Here is a 15,867-nt window from a genome sequence, read left to right as displayed (position 1 = left end):
CAGCACGTTTTCCTCTCCCAACACCCCGAACCGTGAGGAATCCATGAGTATTCGACGAAGAATACTGCCGAAGGTAGGCGGGACCCTGCTGGCCGCGCTGCTCGGCCTGGGCCTGGTGCCCGCGGCCGTGCAGGCGCATCCCGGGCACGAGCAGGATCCGGAGTTCCGGGCCCTGCTGTTCACCAAGACCGCTGGTTACCGGCACGACTCCATTCCCGCCGGTGTGGCGATGTTCGAGCAACTCGCCACGGACAACCACTTCGAAATCGACCACACCGAGGACTCGACCGTCTTCAACGACGCCGCGCTCGCCACCTACGACGTGGTGATCATGTTCCAGACCTCGGGCATGGTGTGGCAGAACGACGCCGAGCGCGCGGCGATCCAGAAGTACGTCGAAAACGGCGGCGGTATCGCGGCCGTGCACAACGCCACGGACATGGGGATCGAGAACGAGTTCCCGTGGTGGGACGAACTGGTCAACGCCGGTACGCACATGCCGTCGCACTCGCCGGGCGTGCTGCCGGGCACGGCGAAGGTGGTGGACAAGAACCACCCGTCCACGGCCGGGCTGCCGGAACGCTGGAACCGCTCCGAAGAGTGGTACAACTTCGACAAGAGCATCCGCGGCAAGGCCCACGTGCTGGTCTCCGCGGACGAGAAGACCTACAACCCCGGGCCGGACGCGATGGGTGCCGACCACCCGATCTCCTGGTGCCGCGACGTGGGCGCCTCGCGGGTGTGGGCGACCGCGATGGGGCATCCGACCGGGGCCTACAGCGAGCCGGACTTCGTCAAGCACCTGCTGGGCGGTGTGCGGACCGCGGCCAAGGTGGTTCCCGCGGACTGCGCGGCCACGGTGGACACCGCGTTCGAAAAGGTGCCGCTGGACACCGACACCAAGGCGCCGACCGCGATCGACATCGCGCCGGACGGCCGGGTGTTCTACACCGAGATCCTCGGCCAGGTGAAGCTGCACAACCCGGCCACCGGCGCCAACACCGTCGCGCTGGACCTGCCGGTCTACTCCGGTGGCGAGGACGGTCTGGTCGGGTTGACCCTGGACCCGAACTTCGCCGACAACGGGTGGATCTACCTGTACTACTCGCCGCCGGGCACCGCGGAGATCAACCGCGTTTCGCGGTTCACCGTCGAGGGTGACGTGATCGTGCCGGGTTCGGAGAGCAAGCTGATCGACATCCCCGCGTCCCGGCGCGAGGAACCGGGTCACACCGGTGGTTACCTGACCTTCGGGCCGAACGGGAACCTCTACATCGGCGTCGGTGACGACACCAACCCGTTCGCGTCGAGCGGCTACTCGCCGATCGACGAGCGTCCCGGTCGCGACCTGTTCGACGCGCAGAAGACCTCGGCCAACACCAACGACCTCCGCGGCAAGATCCTGCGGATCACGCCGAAGGCCGAGGGCGGCTACACCGTGCCCGAGGGCAACATGTTCGCCCCCGGCACGGAGAAGACGCTGCCGGAGATCTACGCGATGGGCTTCCGGAACTCGTTCCGGTTCACCGTGGACACCGACGGCACCATCTACGCCGCCGACTACGGTCCCGACGCCCGCACCGCCGACCCGAACCGCGGGCCGGACGGTCAGGTCGAGTGGAACGTGGTCAAGGAGCCGGGCTTCTACGGCTGGCCGTACTGCACCGCCAACAACATCCCGTACAACGACTTCGACTTCGCGACGAGCACCTCGGGGCCGAAGTTCGACTGCGCCAACGTGGTCAACACCTCGCCGAACAACACCGGCCTGACCCAGCTGCCGCCGTCGAAGGTGGCCGAGGTCTGGTACGGCTACGGCCCGTCGGCCGAGTTCCCGGAACTCGGTGAAGGCGGTTCGGCGCCGATGGGCGGCCCGGTCTACCGGTTCGACCCGAACCTGGCTTCGGAGAAGAAGTTCCCGCAGTACTACGACGGGAAGGCGTTCTTCTACGAGTGGGCGCGGAACAAGATCTACACCTTCTCGTCGGACAGCGCGGGCAAGATCCTGGAGATCGACCCGTGGTTCCAGAGTCAGACCACGCTGGCGCCGATGGACATGCGCTTCGGTCCGGACGGCGCGATGTACCTGCTCGAGTGGGGTGGCGGTTACGGCCGCGACAACCCTGATTCGGGGCTGTACCGGATCGAGCACACACAGGGCAACCGTTCCCCGCTGGCCAAGGCGACGGCGACGCCGACCTCGGGTAACCCGCCGCTGGAGGTTTCCTTCTCCAGTGCTGGTTCGGTGGACCCGGAGGGCACCGATATCACCTTCTCGTGGAACTTCGGTGACGGTGCCACTTCCACCGAGGCGAACCCCAAGCACACCTACGCGGCGAAGGGTGCCTACAACGCCCAGCTGACCGTCACCGACGCCACCGGCAAGACCGGCGTCACGAACATCACCGTGACGGTCGGCAACACCGCGCCGACGGTGGACGTGGCTTGGCCGGTGGATGGCGGCATGTTCGACTTCGGCGACACGGTGGCGTTCGACGTGAACGTGACCGATCCGGAGGACGGCACGATCGACTGCTCCAAGGTCGTGGTGCAGCCCGCGCTCGGGCACGATTCGCACCCGCACCCGATGGACCCGATCAACGCCTGCGAAGGTCAGTTCCAGACCATTGTGGACGAGGGGCACGCGGACGCGAACATCCTGTACCTGGTCGACGCCAGCTACACCGACAAGGGTGCCGAGGGCGTTCCCGCGCTGCACGGCCGGGACCTCGCGGTCCTGCAGCCCAAGCACAAGCAGGCGGAGTTCTTCAACGGGTCATCGGGCATTCGCGTCGTTTCGCAGGCGGGTGCCGAGTCCGGCCGTCGCATCGGTGACATCAACGGTGGTGACTGGATCTCCTTCAAGCCGGTCAACTTCACCGGGATCGACCAGATCTCGCTGCGGGCTTCGGCCCCGGCCGGGGCGGGCGGTTCGGTCGAGGTGCGGGCCGGTGCGGTCGACGGCGCGCTGCTGGCCGACGTGCCGGTGCCGAGCACCGGTGGCTGGGACAACTACGTCCAGCTGCCGCCGGTGGACCTGGCCGACTTCGAGGGCACCACGGAGCTGTTCCTGGTGTTCCGCGGTGGGGTCGGCCCGTTCGACCTGGACTCGATGAAGTTCATCGGGGACGGTGTCGCGGTGGTCGACGCGCAGGCGCCGAAGACCACGGCGGCGTTCACCGCGTCCGACGGCGCCAACGGGTGGTACCGCACCGCGCCGACGGTCACCCTGACCGCCGACGACGGCACCGGTTCCGGCGTGGCGAGCACGGAGTACCGCATCGGTGGCGGTGCGTGGACCCCGTACACCGGTCCGTTCACCGTGCCGGGTGAAGGTGAGCAGGTCATCGCGTACCGGTCCACCGACAAGAAGGGCAACGTCGAGGCCGAAGGCAGCTCGGTGCTGAAGATCGACGCGGGCGCGCCCGCGCTGACCGTCGGCGGCGTGCAGGCCGGTGGCAGCTACGGCGACTCCGAGGTGCTCGGCTTCATCTGGGAGGCCGGGGACGCGGTGTCCGGTTTGGACAGTGCGGTGGCGTTGCTCGACGGCAAGCCGGTGGTGAACGGGGCGCCGGTGGCTTTGCATGGGCTCAGCCTTGGCGCGCACGAACTGGTCGTGACCGCGAAGGACAAGGCGGGCAACGTGGTGGAGCAGAAGTTCGGCTTCACCGTGACGACCTCGCTGACCGATGTGCGGGCGCTGGTGGACCAGTTCACCGAGGCGGGCAAGGTCGACCAGTTCACCTCGGCGCAGCTGAAGCTCACCCTGACCACGGCGAAGTTCTTGCTGGACAAGGACTCCCCGCAGGGCGCGGCGGCGGTGCTCTCGCTGTTCAAGCACACGGTGGAGCGGAAGGTGCAGGATCCGGCCGTTCGCTCGGTGCTGGTGCGTGACGCGCAGGCCCTGATCGACGGGCTGCGTAGCTGATGGGATCCCCCAAGACGCGGGGGCGATTGCCGGATCGCTCCCCGCGCCGGCCCCACACCTCTCCGGGGGTGTGGGGTTCCGGCGGGATCCTGATCGGGCTGGTCCTGGGCGTGCTCGGGGCGTTGGTGGTACCGGGCTGGTTCGATTCGCCTTCGCGGGTGGAGGAGCTGGAGCGGGAGTATGCGGCTCGGGATGTTTCGCTGACTCGGGACCTGGTTGCTTTGGCGGAGCAGGCCCGTACTGATGTCACGGAGATGGTTTCCGCTACTACTGCGCCCACGTCGGAGCAGCTGGTTTCGTGGAAGTCTGCTGTGGATCGGGCCGCGGCTCGGTTTGCCGAACGTCCTTCCGGTGGGACTGAGGTGAACCTGGCTCGGTCCGGGTTCGCTGGCGCGGTTTCGTTGCTGGACCGGGCGCTGGCGGCTTATCCGGTTTCGGTGCCGCTCGGGGAGTCGTTGCGGAAGGACGCCGTGGTGGCTTGGTCGGTGGCGGCCAATCAGTTGGATTTGGCGGGCATCAAGGGTGGGTTGGGGCATGTGCACGTGTTCCTGCCTACGCAGGGGTTGCCCGGGGAGATGGAGGAACACGGGCATCCGTAGGTGGTCGTGGGTGGCCGCCCCGCTTTTTTAGTGTGACTACAGAAAAGAACCCGATGTCAAGGCGGGAAAGATGCCTTGACATCGGGTTCTTTCTGTGTTTTTGGCTGTGGATCGGGGGCGGGGAGGGTTTGGGCTGGTTTGTTGGCGGGTTGCGTTTGTCGCGTGCTTCTTCGGAGGGTGCCCCTGCGGGGGAGGGTGCGACGGCTTGCTTGTCTTGCATTGTTCGCCTGTATGGGCTAGTGAATTGGGCTGTTTGTCGTACGGGTGTTTGATAGAAGTGGCGTATGGAATCCCTTGTGTTGGAGGAGATTCTCCTCGAGTTGAAATCTGATTATGCGGAGATCGCCCGGTTCGAGGCTCGGGCGGCTCGGCGAGTGGTTTCCTTTGTTCGCGCGTCGTCGGTGCGGCGTGGGGTGGCGGAGGAGTTGGTGATGGCGTTGTGCCTGACCAAGTTCAAGGCACATGCCCTGATCGGTCACGCCGAAGGGCTGGTCGAGCGGTTTCCGTTGGTGCTGGGGCTGGTGGAGGAAGGCCGGGTGCCGATGGCCTCGGCGGTCGCGGTGAATGATGCTGCCGCTTGGCTGGATGATGAGAAGGCGCCGGTGGTGGATGAGGTGATGGCCGGTCGGCTGGTGGGCAAGAACCCGACGGCGGCTCGCCGGTCGGCGACCGCGGCGGTGGCCCGTGCTGATCCTGAAGGGTTTGAGGAGCGTGTCCGCAAGCAGCGCCAGGCGAGCGGTTTCTATCTGCACCACGGTGACTCTGGGGTGGCTGGTCTGTCGCTGGAGAACGCCCCCGTGGAGAAGGCCACGGCGGCTTATGTGTGCGTGGATCGCCAGGCCCGCCTGCTGAAGACTCCGGGCGAGACCCGGACGTTGGATGAGCTTCGCGCCGACGTTGCCTTGGATATGTTGCTGGGCAAGCAATTCGGCGGCGAGGTGAAGGCTCATGTGTATCTGTATCTTGGTGCGCTGACGTATGCGGGTCTTCGTGATCACCCGGCCGAGGTGGCGGGGCATGGGCCGATCCCCGCGTCGCTCGCCCGTCACATCGCTGCCGGGACCAAGACCGTCTTTCAGCGGATCATCACCGATCCCGTCACTGGGCAGGTCGTCGAGTTGGGGCGCCGAAGGTATCGGCCCAAGGCTGGGCTGGATGAGTTGGTGCGGGTTCGTGATCGCGAGTGTCGTCGTCCGGGGTGTACGCGGCCTGCGCAGTTCGCCGACCTTGATCACTGCGACAGCAAAGGCAAAGGCTGGAAGGACGGGTGTCCGACTGGAGCGGCGACGTTGGTCGGGCTGTGCCGGGCCGACCACAAGTTGCGTGATCTGCCGGGGTGGCAGCACACCGTCACCGCCGATGGCACCTTGACCATCACCACCCCGGCCAACCAGAACTACACCAGCCGACCCGAGCCGTTGGGGTGGTGAGCCGGCGTCACGGGTGGTGGTAGAGCAGGACGTACCGCCAGAACGGGACCACGCGGACGGTGCTTCCCGGCAGCAACTCGGCCGACTCCCGGCGGACGTCGGCCATGGTGGTGGTCCAGTCCCGGATGGGGGCCGTGGGTAGCGGGTCGACGCCCCCGTTCAGTCGTTCCCCGGCGTACACCACGGCCCGTGCGACCAGGTTCAGCGGCACCGCCGCCAGCCACGGCAGCCAATCCCGCGGGGCGCTCGGGTGCGCGCAGCCGAGTACGGCCAGTACCCCGCCCGGGGCGAGGGCGTCGCGCAGTCGGGTGACCGTGGAGAAAGGCATGTGGTGCAGCGAAGCCAGGCACGAGATGAAGTCGTACTCCTGGGGTGGCAGGTCGCAGGTGGTCACGTCGGCGTGACGGTAGGTTATCCGCTCGCCACCGAGTGCGGTGGCGACGCCGATCGCTTCGGCGGACGGGTCGATTCCGTCGACTTCGAGGCCGCGCGCGGCCAGGCGGCGGGCGAAGCGCCCGGTACCGCAGCCGACGTCCAGTGCGCGCCGAGCGGTCGGCGGCACCTGGCGCAGCAGGTATGGGTGGTAGTGGTCGTTGTGGTTGAACGGCACGCCCCCAACCTGCCAGAAACGCCGGTCGTAGACTCGTGGACGCACATAGCAGGACAAGTTGGGAGCACGGGTGCCGCACGGCGAAGAAGAGTCCCCGAAGCGGCCTGAGCTGGGTGATCTCGACAGTTTCGCCGGGATCGACGAGCTGGGCGCGATCGACGACCCGGACAACACCGATCCGGACAATCCGGACGGCACGTTCCACACCACCGACCACGCCTTCGAGGCGGGCGGCGGTTCCGGCGCCGGGGTCGGCGGGGTCGGCCAGCTGGGCGACAACCTTGCCCTCGGGCCGGTGCCCGATCTCGCGCCCACCGACGAGACGCACGAGCTGGACGACCAGGGCACCGAAGAGCTGCCCGCGGAGAACGGCCCCGAGGCGCGGTACGAGCTGCGCGCGGTCGAAGCCGAGCTGAACGAGCGCTGGCCCGAGACCAAGATCGAGCCCTCGCTCGACCGGGTGAACACGCTGCTCAACCTGCTCGGCGACCCGCAGAAGACCTACCCGGTGCTGCACGTGGCGGGCACCAACGGCAAGGGCTCCACCGCCCGGATGATCGACGCCCTGCTCACCCGGATGGGCGTGCGCGTCGGCCGCTACACCAGCCCGCACCTGCAGCTGGTCACCGAGCGCATCAGCATCGACGGCGTGCCGATCTCGGCCGCGAAGTACGTCGACACCTACCGTGACATCGCGCCGTTCGTGACCATGGTCGACAACGCGAGCGAGATCCGGATGAGCAAGTTCGAGGTGCTCACCGGCATGGCCTTCGCCGCCTTCGCCGACGCCCCGGCCGAGGCAGTGGTGCTCGAGGTCGGCATGGGTGGCACCTGGGATGCCACCAACGTGGCCGACGCGCAGGTCGCGGCCATCACGCCGATCTCCATCGACCACACCGACTACCTCGGCACCGACGTCCGCGACATCGCCAGGGAGAAGGCCGGGGTGATCAAGCCCGGCAGCGTGGCGGTCATCGCCGAGCAGGATCCCGAGGTGCAGCGCGTGCTGCTGGAGCGCGCCATCGAGGTGGACGCCTCGGTGGCCAGGGCGGGCAGCGAGTTCGCCGTGCTCGAACGCGAGATCGCGGTCGGCGGCCAGCTGCTCAAGCTCCAGGGCCTCGGCGGGATCTACGACCAGATCTTCCTGCCGCTGCACGGCAAGCACCAGGCCGACAACGCGGTGCTCGCGCTGGCCGCGGTCGAGGCGTTCTTCGGCGCGGGCAAGGAGCGCCAGCTGGTGGTCGAGGCCGTGCGCGAGGCCTTCGCCGAGGTGCAGAACCCCGGCAGGCTGGAGCGCGTGCGGGCGGCCCCGGCGGTGATGCTCGACGCCGCGCACAACCCGCACGGCGCTCGTGCGCTCGCCGCCACGGTCACCGACGAATTCGCCTTCCGCCGCCTGGTCGCGGTGGTCGGCGTGATGTCCGACAAGGACGCCCACGGCATTCTCGAAGCCCTCGAGCCGGTCGTTTCCGACGTGGTCGTCACGCAGAACAGCTCACCTCGCGCGATGCCGCTGGAGGAACTGGACGAGCTGGCGAAGTCGGTGTTCGGCGAGGACAGGGTGTACGCGGCACCGCGGCTGGACGGCGCGGTGGAGACCGCGGTCGCGCTGGCCGAGGAATCCGAGGACCCGGAGGAGCCGCTGGCCGGTGGCGGGGTGCTGATCACCGGATCGGTGTTCACCGCGGGTGAGGCCCGCACCCTGTTCGGGAAGGAACCGGCATGACCGAGCAGCCGAAACCGCCGGCGAAGGATCCGCTGAAGTCCTTCCGCGGGGTGATGGCGGGCACGCTGATCATGGAGGCGATCGTGGTGGCGCTGGCGCTGCCGGTGGTCGCCCAGCTCGGCGGCGGGCTGACCAGCGGCACCGGCTGGGCGGTGATCACCATCGCGGTGGTGATGGGCGTGCTGTGCGGGTTCCTGTCGAAGCCGTGGGCGGTGCCCGCGATCCTGGTGCTGCAGGGCGTGTTGATCCTGTTCTTCTTCGCGCTGCCCGCGATCGCCGTGATCGGGTTCGTGTTCCTGGCGCTGTGGCTGTGGTTGCTCTGGCTGCGGCGTGATGTGGCCCGCCGGATGGCCGAAGGCCGGTTGCCCAGTCAACAGGAAGCCGCAGACTAAGCTTTTCGGGTGCGCGAACTCACTTACTACATCGGTTCCAGTCTCGACGGTTTCATCGCGGGGCCGGCCGGCCAGGCCGATTTCTACCTGTACGAAGGCGATCACCCGCAGGCGATCAACGAGGTCTACCCGGAGACCGTGCCGACGGCGTGGCGTGAGCCCGCCGGGATTTCGGGGCCGCCCAAGCAGTTCGACACGGTGCTGATGGGGCGCGGCACGTACGAGGCAGGGGTGGCCACGGGCGCGCCGAGCCCGTACTCGCACCTGCGCCAGTTCGTCGTCTCGCGCAGCATGACCGAGGCGCCGCACCCGGATGTGGAGCTGATCGGTGAGAACGCGCTGGAGCGAGTGCGCGAGCTGAAGGCGGAGGACGGGCTCGGCATCTGGCTGTGCGGTGGCGGCGGGCTCGCCGAGGAACTGCTGCCGGAGATCGACCGGCTGGTGGTGAAGATCCACCCGGTCATCGCGCGGGCGGGCATTCCGCTGTTCACCGGCGAGTTCGCGCCCGCGCGGTTCTACCTGACGGACAGCCGGGTGTTCGACAGCGGTGTCGCGCTGATGACCTACCGCACCCGGCCGCCCGCCTGAATTTCAGCGAAGGGCGACGATCCTCAGCTCAGGTGAGCTGAGGATGTCGCCCTCGCAGAACCGGCCGCGCACCCATTCACCGCGTGAGTACAGCTCGGTCTGGTCGGCGAAGTGCGGGGACGTCGGGTCGGCGGACTGCGAGTAGGTCATCAGCGTGGACGTGTCCGGACACGCCTTGCCGCTCAGGCCGACCACCTGGATGAAGCTCGACCCGTGCACGAAGTCGACGTTGCCCGCCTTGGGATCCCACACCGGCGCCATGGCGTTGAGAATGCCCAGCTGCCCTGGGCCGCTGTGCATCGGGATCCGCTTTCCGTTGCGGGTGACCGACTGGTGGTCGCCGAGCTTCGCGTCCAGCGGGATGCCCGCCGCGGTCAGCTCGGCCACCGCGTCGTCGAACGCCTTGCGCACCACGGGATTCTGCGTGTCGAGCGTGTTCGGCGTGTGCAGCGGATCGGCCGGGTCGAAACCGACCTTCCAGATCGGGCCCGGTCCGAGCCGCATCGCGAACCGTTCGAACAGCAGCGAGCCCCGGCTTTCCAGGGTGTAGGTGCGGTCCCACGACCTGAGCGCGTCGCAGGCCGGGCCGGTGCCGCACACCTCGGCCGCGGCGTCGGCGGCCAGCAGTGCGAGCCTGCTCCGGTCGCCGAAGAGCAGTTCCTTCATCGATGCCGTGGTGAACTCGCCGAGCTGTTCTTCCGTGCTGATCAAGGCTTCCCTGGTGCGGGGCGAGCGCGTGGTGCCGGTGTCGCCGACGATCCACGGGTAGCCGGTGAGCGGTGCGCCGGCGTTCGCCAGCCACGGGCTGTCGTTCGCGTTCAGCTCGTAGTCGTCGCGGATCTGGTGCGGCAGCCTGCCGGGGCCGAGCAGCCCGGGCTCCACCGCGTCGGCGTCCGATCCCCACGCGCAGGTCCCTTGTGAACCGTCCAGAACGGACACCTGGGCGGCCTGGAAGAGCTGGCGCCCCAACGGGGTCGAGCAGCGGTCGGCCAGTTCGTCGGTGACGTGCGGGACCACCTGGACGTCCGAGTAGAGCGCCTTGCCGTGCCGGTCGGTGGCGATCGTGTTCACCCATGGCACGCCGAGGGTGGACTTCAGCGCCTTCGAGATGTCCTCGACGTCCTGCGCCTGGTTCAGGTCGAACCACGAGTTCAGCGCGCGCAGATTGGTCGCGTTGCCGTCGCGGAGCGTGTAGGCCGAGGTGGTGGTCCACGGCAGCGGGATGTCCCCGACGCCGGTGATGACCGGGCCGTAGCGGGTCGAGTACAGCGTCCTGGTGTCGGTGGCCAGCGAACCGTCCGGCTGCTTCACCTCGACGGAAACCTTCTGCGCGCTCATCTTCTCCGGCTGTCCGTCGACCACATAGGACAGTTGATCGCCCGGCGTCAGCTTCACCTCGAAGAGGCCGAAGGTGCGGGCGGTGGAGAAGGTGTGCGTCCACGCGGTGTCGCGCGTGTGGCCGATCTGGATCAGCGGCATGCCGAGCAGGCTGGCGCCGGAAGCGTTGAACCGCCCGGGAATGGTCAGCTGCGCCTGCCAGAACCGCCGTCCGCCCTGCCACGGGAAGTGCGGGTTGCCGAGCAGCACGCTGTCCTGCTCCGCCGCGGTGCCCGCCTTGCCGACCGCGATCCCGTTGCTGCCGATCGTGCCCTCCTCGGCGAGCGCGGTGCTGATGCGCGCGGCGGCGTCCTCGGGCAGCACGCCACCCGACGGCTGCGCGCCGACCAGCCCGTTCACCAGCTCACCCTGCCCGGAAATGCCCGCGATCGCGTACAGGTGGCGGTAGACGTCGATGTCGGTGATCGGCCGCACCCAGCCCGCGTCACGGCAGGCGGGATCCTGCGTACCGTGTTCCTTCAGGTACTTGTTGTAACCGTCGACGTATCCACCGACGATCTCCTTGACCTCGCGGCGGGGCTGGTGCAGCAAGCTCTCCACCACGCCGGAATCGTTGATCCGCTGGAAGTGCACGTCGCTGGCGAGGTTGGAATCGGCGCCGCTGAGCGCGGAGTTGCCGCTGCCGCCCGGCCCGAGGTACTTCGACCGCTTCGCGTCCACGGTCAGGTACCCGTTGGCCAGTTCGCACAGGTTGTCCTTGGCGGCGGCGAACCCGTAGCCGTAGCCGAGGCCGTCGAACGACTTCGCGGAGATGTGGGGGATGCCGTGCTCCGTGTACCGGATCAGCGCGCGCGTGCCGTGCGTGTCCGCCAGTGCCGGAGCGGTGAGCACCGCCGACGCGACCAGCGCGACCGCGGTGACCCGACCGAAGATCCTGCCGCGTCCCCCCATGAGACCGCCTTCCGTGTGCGACCGGTGATTCTCTGTCAACCTAGGGCGTCGTTCATCCGTCGGAAAGGCCCAGTTGGCCCCGCGGTCCGGAACAGCGGATAGAACACCGGAATGACCGAACCCACCCACCACGACCGGCGATCGCTGCTGCGCGCCGGTGTGCTCGGCGCCGGTGTGCTGGCCGCCGGCTCCCTCGGCACGCCCGCATTCGCCCGCGGCAAGAGCCGCCCGGTGCTCACCCACGGTGTGCAGTCCGGCGACGTCACCTCGCATTCGGCGATCGTCTGGACCAGGGCCGACCGCCCCTCCCGCATGCTCGTCGAAGTGGCGCGCGACCCGTCGTTCCGGCACGCCCGCCGGATCACCGGCCCGGTGCTGAGCCCGGAGACCGGCGGTACCGGCAAGGTGCGCGTCGCCGGACTGGTGCCCGGCACCGAACTGCACTACCGCGTACGGGCCGAGGACCTCGACGGCCGCGCCGCCAGCGAGCCGCTGACCGGGCGGTTCGCCACCGCGCCGATCGGCCGCGAGAGCGTGCGCTTCGTCTGGTCCGGCGACACCGTCGGCCAGGGCTGGGGCATCAACCCCGATCGCGGCGGCATGCCGATCTACCGGGCGATGGCCGACCGGCGGCCGGACTTCTTCCTGCACAGCGGCGACACCGTCTACGCCGACGGCCCGCTGCAGGAGCACGTCACCCTGCCCGACGGCCGGGCCTGGCGGAACGTGGTCACGCCGGAGAAGTCGAAGGTGGCCGAAACGCTCGACGAGTACCGCGGGCAGTTCGCCTACAACCTGCTCGACGACAAGCTGCGCGGGTTCGCCGCCGAAGTGCCCGCCTACGTGCAGTGGGACGACCACGAGGTGGTCAACAACTGGTACCCGGGCGAGATCCTGGACCTGCCGCAGTACACCGAGAAGCGGGTCGACGTGCTGGCGAAGCGCGCGTTCCAGGCGTTCCACGAGTGGCAGCCGATCGACGCGCGCCAGGCCGTGGACGGCCGGGTTTACCGCAGCTTCCGCTACGGCAGCCACGTCGAGATCTTCGTGCTCGACATGCGCACCTACAAGGACGCGAACAACGCCGACCCGAACGGCGTCGGCCACATTCTCGGCGAGCAGCAGGCGCAGTGGCTGGTGCGCGGGCTCGACCGCAGCGCGGCGACCTGGAAGATCGTCGCCGCGGACATGCCGATCGGCCTCACCGTGCCGGACGGCACCGCGATCGAGGGCGTGGCCAACGGCCTGCCCGGTGCGCCCGGCGGGCGTGAGCACGAACTTGCCTGGGTGCTGCGCGAGATCTCGCGGCGGCGCGTGCGCAACGTGGTCTGGCTGACCGCGGACGTGCACTACACCGCGGCGCACCACTACTCGCCGGACCGCGCGGCCGTCGGTGATTTCGACCCGTTCTGGGAGTTCGTCTCCGGCCCGCTCAACGCCGGTGGGTTCGGGCCTAACGCGCTGGACCCGACCTTCGGCCCCGAGGCGGTTTTCGTGCACGCGCCGCCCGCGGCGAACAGCTCACCGCTGGACGGTTTCCAGCACTTCGGCGAGGTCAACGTGAACGGCGCGAGCGGAGAACTGACCGTCGACCTGCGGGACGCGGCCGGTGTTTCACTGTGGTCGAAGACCCTGCGGCCGCAGCGGCGCTGACCAGGTCGCTACAGTTCGCGTCAAGTAACACGCAATTAAAGGAGATTCCCCCGTGAGTGAGCGCACCCTTGTTCTGGTCAAGCCCGACGGCGTCAAGCGCGGACTGGTCGGCGAGGTCATCTCCCGGATCGAGCGCAAGGGCCTGACCCTGGCTCAGCTGGAGCTGCGCACCGTCGAGCGGTCGGTGGCCGAGGAGCACTACGCCGAGCACAAGGACAAGCCGTTCTTCGGTGACCTGGTCGACTTCATCACCTCCGGCCCGCTGGTCGCCATCGCGGTCGAGGGCACCCGCGCGATCTCGGCGTTCCGTCAGCTCGCCGGTGGCACCGACCCGGTGGAGAAGGCCACCCCGGGCACCATCCGCGGCGACTTCGCCCTGGAGGTCCAGTTCAACCTGGTGCACGGCTCCGACTCCGCCGAGTCCGCCGAGCGCGAGCTGAAGCTCTGGTTCCCGAACTGAGCCCAATGCCGGGAGCGGGGCATTACTCGCGTCGATTGCGAGTAATGCCCCGCTCATGGCGTTCCAGCCGCGCCGGGACGTTGAAGCCGACCAGCGCGGCCACCGCCAGCGTCAGCACCACGGCCAGCAGGGTGAGCGCGTTCCCCAGCCCGGCCCGTTCCGCGATCGCCGCCCCGGCCAGCGGCGCCACCGCCCCGCCCAGCGCGCCGACGTTGTAGGTGAAGCCCAGCCCGGCCGCGCGCACGCGGGTCGGGAAGTGGTCGGCGATGTACTTCGGCAGCAGCCCCGAGATGCCCTGGCTGGTGGCCTGCATGCCGAACAGCAGCACCCACAGCAGCACCACGTTGCCCGCTGGCAGGGCGAACACCGGGAACACGAACGCGAGCGACGCGAAGAGCCCGAGCACGTAGGCCCGTCGCGTCCCCAGCCGGTCCCCGAGCATCCCGGCCAGGCACGAACCAGCCGCGTAACCCAGCCCCGCCCAGGTCAGCGCGGTCGCCACGGCGCCGGGATCGTAGCCTAGCCCGGTCTTCAGATAGGTCGGCAGCAGCGACTGGATCGGCCACGAGTACAGGAACGCGCAGAACACCGTGGCGATCAGCGCCAGCACCACCGGCCACCGCCGCCCGGCCAGTTGCACGGTCAGCGCGACCAGGCCGAGCACCACCAGCACGAGCAGCGGCCACCCGGTGGCGGTCCGGCTGAAGACCAGCACCAGCGCGGTGGTCAGCACCAGCGCGAGCAGCGCGTTCGCCAGCCGCCGCCCCGGGGCGAACAGCACCGACGAGCCGCCGCCGTCGTTTTCCCATTCGACCGCCTCCGGCAGCGATCGCCGCAGGTAGAGGGTCAGTGCGATGGGCACCAGCCCGGCGTAGAACAGCCACCGCCACCCGGCCGCGGGCACGATCAGCTCGTAGCTCAGCGCGGCCAGCACCGTGCCGACCGGGTAGGCCGAGAGCAGGAAGCCGGTGGCGCGGTTGCGCATGTGCTTCGGCCAGGTCTCCAGCACGTAGGTGGCGCTGGAGCCGTACTCCCCGGCCATGCCGATGCCGACCACCGCGCGGAAGGCGAACAGCGACCAGTAGTCCCAGGCGAACCCGCAGAGCCCGCTGCCGATCGAGAAGGCGAGAATGGCCAGGATCATCGCGGGCTTGCGGCCGTACCGGTCGGCGATCGCGCCGAGCACCAGCCCGCCCAGCCAGCGCGAGACGAAGGCCGCCGACACCAGCGTCGCCGCCTGGGGCAGGCTCAGCCCGAACTCGGCGGCGATCTCGGTGAGCACCAGGGTGATCAGGATGAAGTCGAAGCCGTCGAGCAGGTAACCGAGCCAGGCGGCGAAGAAGGCCCGGCGCTGGGCCCGTGCGACCGCCATCCCGACCCCCGTTAGACATAGGATGTCCTATCTCTGGGGTAAGGTAGTGGCACGGCGGGAGGAGGGCAAATGTCGGCGAACCAGCAGGCGCTGCGCGAGTCGGTCAAGCGGCTGATCGTGGAGCGCGGACTGCCACCGGGCGCGCTGCTGCCCACCGAACTGGAGCTGATGCGCGAGCTGGACGTCGGCCGCAATCCGTTGCGCGAGGCGATGAAGGCGCTCGAAGCCCAGGGCATCGTGGACATCCGGCACGGTTACGGCACCTACGTCGGCGGAGTCTCGCTGTCCGGTTTGGAGGCAGGGCTCGCGTTCCGCGGCGCGCTTTCGGTACGCGGCGACCTCACCGAAATCCAGGAACTGCTCGAAGTCCGGGAGGTGCTCGAAGCCGGGCTGACCGGCCGGGTGCTCGCCGCCGGTGACGCGGTCGACCTCGACGTGCTGGAGTCCGCGGTCCAGACCATGGAGGACCGCGCGCGGGACGGGGAGTACGCGCCCGAGGCCGACTGGCTGTTCCACGAGACGCTCTACCGCCCGCTCGGCAACGCGCTGGTGCTCGAGCTGCTGCGTGTGTTCTGGCGGGTGTTCCGCTCGCTCGACGGCGACCTGCCCCGCGGTGAGGAGGAGACACCCGCGCTGGTGGCGAGCTGGCACCGGGACATTCTCGAAGCGTTGCGGGCACGGGACGAACCCGCCCTGCACACCGCCGTCGAGGCGCATTTCCGCGGGATCAGGGCCAGGGTGTCCGGTTCGGTTGCGCGGTTCGGCTGACGTTCACCTCCCCGTCTTCCCCTGGCGATTTCCATGCGCTGAGCTGAGGTCT

The 15,867-nt window shown here is 68.8% G+C and carries 12 protein-coding genes; 9 read left to right on the top strand and 3 right to left on the bottom strand.

The features are described 5' to 3' along the window. Positions 1–43: 43 nt before the first annotated feature. From YIM_RS38510 to YIM_RS38500, 3 genes are all read left to right on the top strand, one after another. Positions 44–3,928, top strand: coding sequence for a ThuA domain-containing protein (locus YIM_RS38510; protein WP_153035062.1), 3,885 nt, complete (start codon positions 44–46; stop codon positions 3,926–3,928). 158 nt (positions 3,929–4,086) lie between these two features. Next, positions 4,087–4,527: a hypothetical protein gene (locus YIM_RS38505; protein WP_153035061.1), complete on the top strand. Its 441-nt coding sequence runs from the start codon at positions 4,087–4,089 to the stop codon at positions 4,525–4,527. Between the two features lie 284 nt (positions 4,528–4,811). After that, complete coding sequence (locus YIM_RS38500) at positions 4,812–5,957, top strand: DUF222 domain-containing protein (protein ID WP_228004286.1); 1,146 nt, start codon at positions 4,812–4,814, stop codon at positions 5,955–5,957. A gap of 7 nt (positions 5,958–5,964) precedes the next feature. On the opposite strand, the gene YIM_RS38495 is transcribed toward YIM_RS38500, so the two are convergent. Further along, entirely contained in the window at positions 5,965–6,567 is a 603-nt protein-coding gene (locus tag YIM_RS38495; protein WP_153035060.1) for a bifunctional 2-polyprenyl-6-hydroxyphenol methylase/3-demethylubiquinol 3-O-methyltransferase UbiG, read from the bottom strand. Positions 6,568–6,637: 70 nt separating this feature from the next. Between YIM_RS38495 and YIM_RS38490 the strand changes: the two genes are divergently transcribed. From YIM_RS38490 to YIM_RS38480, 3 genes are read left to right on the top strand one after another with little or no spacing between them, the layout of a single operon-like run. Continuing rightward, positions 6,638–8,293 carry a folylpolyglutamate synthase/dihydrofolate synthase family protein gene (locus tag YIM_RS38490; RefSeq protein ID WP_153035059.1) on the top strand — a complete coding sequence of 552 codons (1,656 nt, stop codon included), beginning with the start codon at positions 6,638–6,640 and terminating at the stop codon, positions 8,291–8,293. Beyond that, positions 8,290–8,685 (top strand): DUF4233 domain-containing protein, encoded by a 396-nt coding sequence (locus YIM_RS38485; protein WP_153035058.1) that lies wholly within the window; start codon positions 8,290–8,292, stop codon positions 8,683–8,685. The genes YIM_RS38490 and YIM_RS38485 overlap by 4 nt, the downstream gene beginning before the upstream one ends. Before the next feature lie 9 nt (positions 8,686–8,694). Beyond that, positions 8,695–9,273, top strand: coding sequence for a dihydrofolate reductase family protein (locus YIM_RS38480; RefSeq protein ID WP_153035057.1), 579 nt, complete (start codon positions 8,695–8,697; stop codon positions 9,271–9,273). A gap of 3 nt (positions 9,274–9,276) precedes the next feature. Here the strand turns inward: YIM_RS38480 and YIM_RS38475 are convergent, their stop codons facing one another. Next, entirely contained in the window at positions 9,277–11,562 is a 2,286-nt protein-coding gene (locus YIM_RS38475; RefSeq protein WP_153035056.1) for a penicillin acylase family protein, read from the bottom strand. A gap of 111 nt (positions 11,563–11,673) precedes the next feature. Here YIM_RS38475 and YIM_RS38470 point away from each other — a divergent pair, with 111 nt between their 5' ends. Further along, complete coding sequence (locus YIM_RS38470; protein WP_153035055.1) at positions 11,674–13,215, top strand: alkaline phosphatase; 1,542 nt, start codon at positions 11,674–11,676, stop codon at positions 13,213–13,215. Between the two features lie 52 nt (positions 13,216–13,267). Then, positions 13,268–13,675 (top strand): nucleoside-diphosphate kinase, encoded by a 408-nt coding sequence (gene ndk / locus YIM_RS38465; RefSeq protein ID WP_153035054.1) that lies wholly within the window; start codon positions 13,268–13,270, stop codon positions 13,673–13,675. 22 nt (positions 13,676–13,697) lie between these two features. Here the strand turns inward: ndk and YIM_RS38460 are convergent, their stop codons facing one another. Continuing rightward, positions 13,698–15,047 (bottom strand): sialate:H+ symport family MFS transporter, encoded by a 1,350-nt coding sequence (locus YIM_RS38460; protein ID WP_153035053.1) that lies wholly within the window; start codon positions 15,045–15,047, stop codon positions 13,698–13,700. 69 nt (positions 15,048–15,116) lie between these two features. Here YIM_RS38460 and YIM_RS38455 point away from each other — a divergent pair, with 69 nt between their 5' ends. Continuing rightward, on the top strand, positions 15,117–15,815 hold the full coding sequence (locus YIM_RS38455; protein WP_153035052.1) for a FadR/GntR family transcriptional regulator: 699 nt from the start codon (positions 15,117–15,119) through the stop codon (positions 15,813–15,815). Positions 15,816–15,867 lie beyond the last annotated feature (52 nt).

The organism is Amycolatopsis sp. YIM 10, assembly GCF_009429145.1.
In the GTDB taxonomy this organism is placed as follows: domain Bacteria; phylum Actinomycetota; class Actinomycetes; order Mycobacteriales; family Pseudonocardiaceae; genus Amycolatopsis.
Note: the sequence above shows the minus strand (reverse complement) of the source record. Positions and strands in the feature narration are given on the sequence as shown.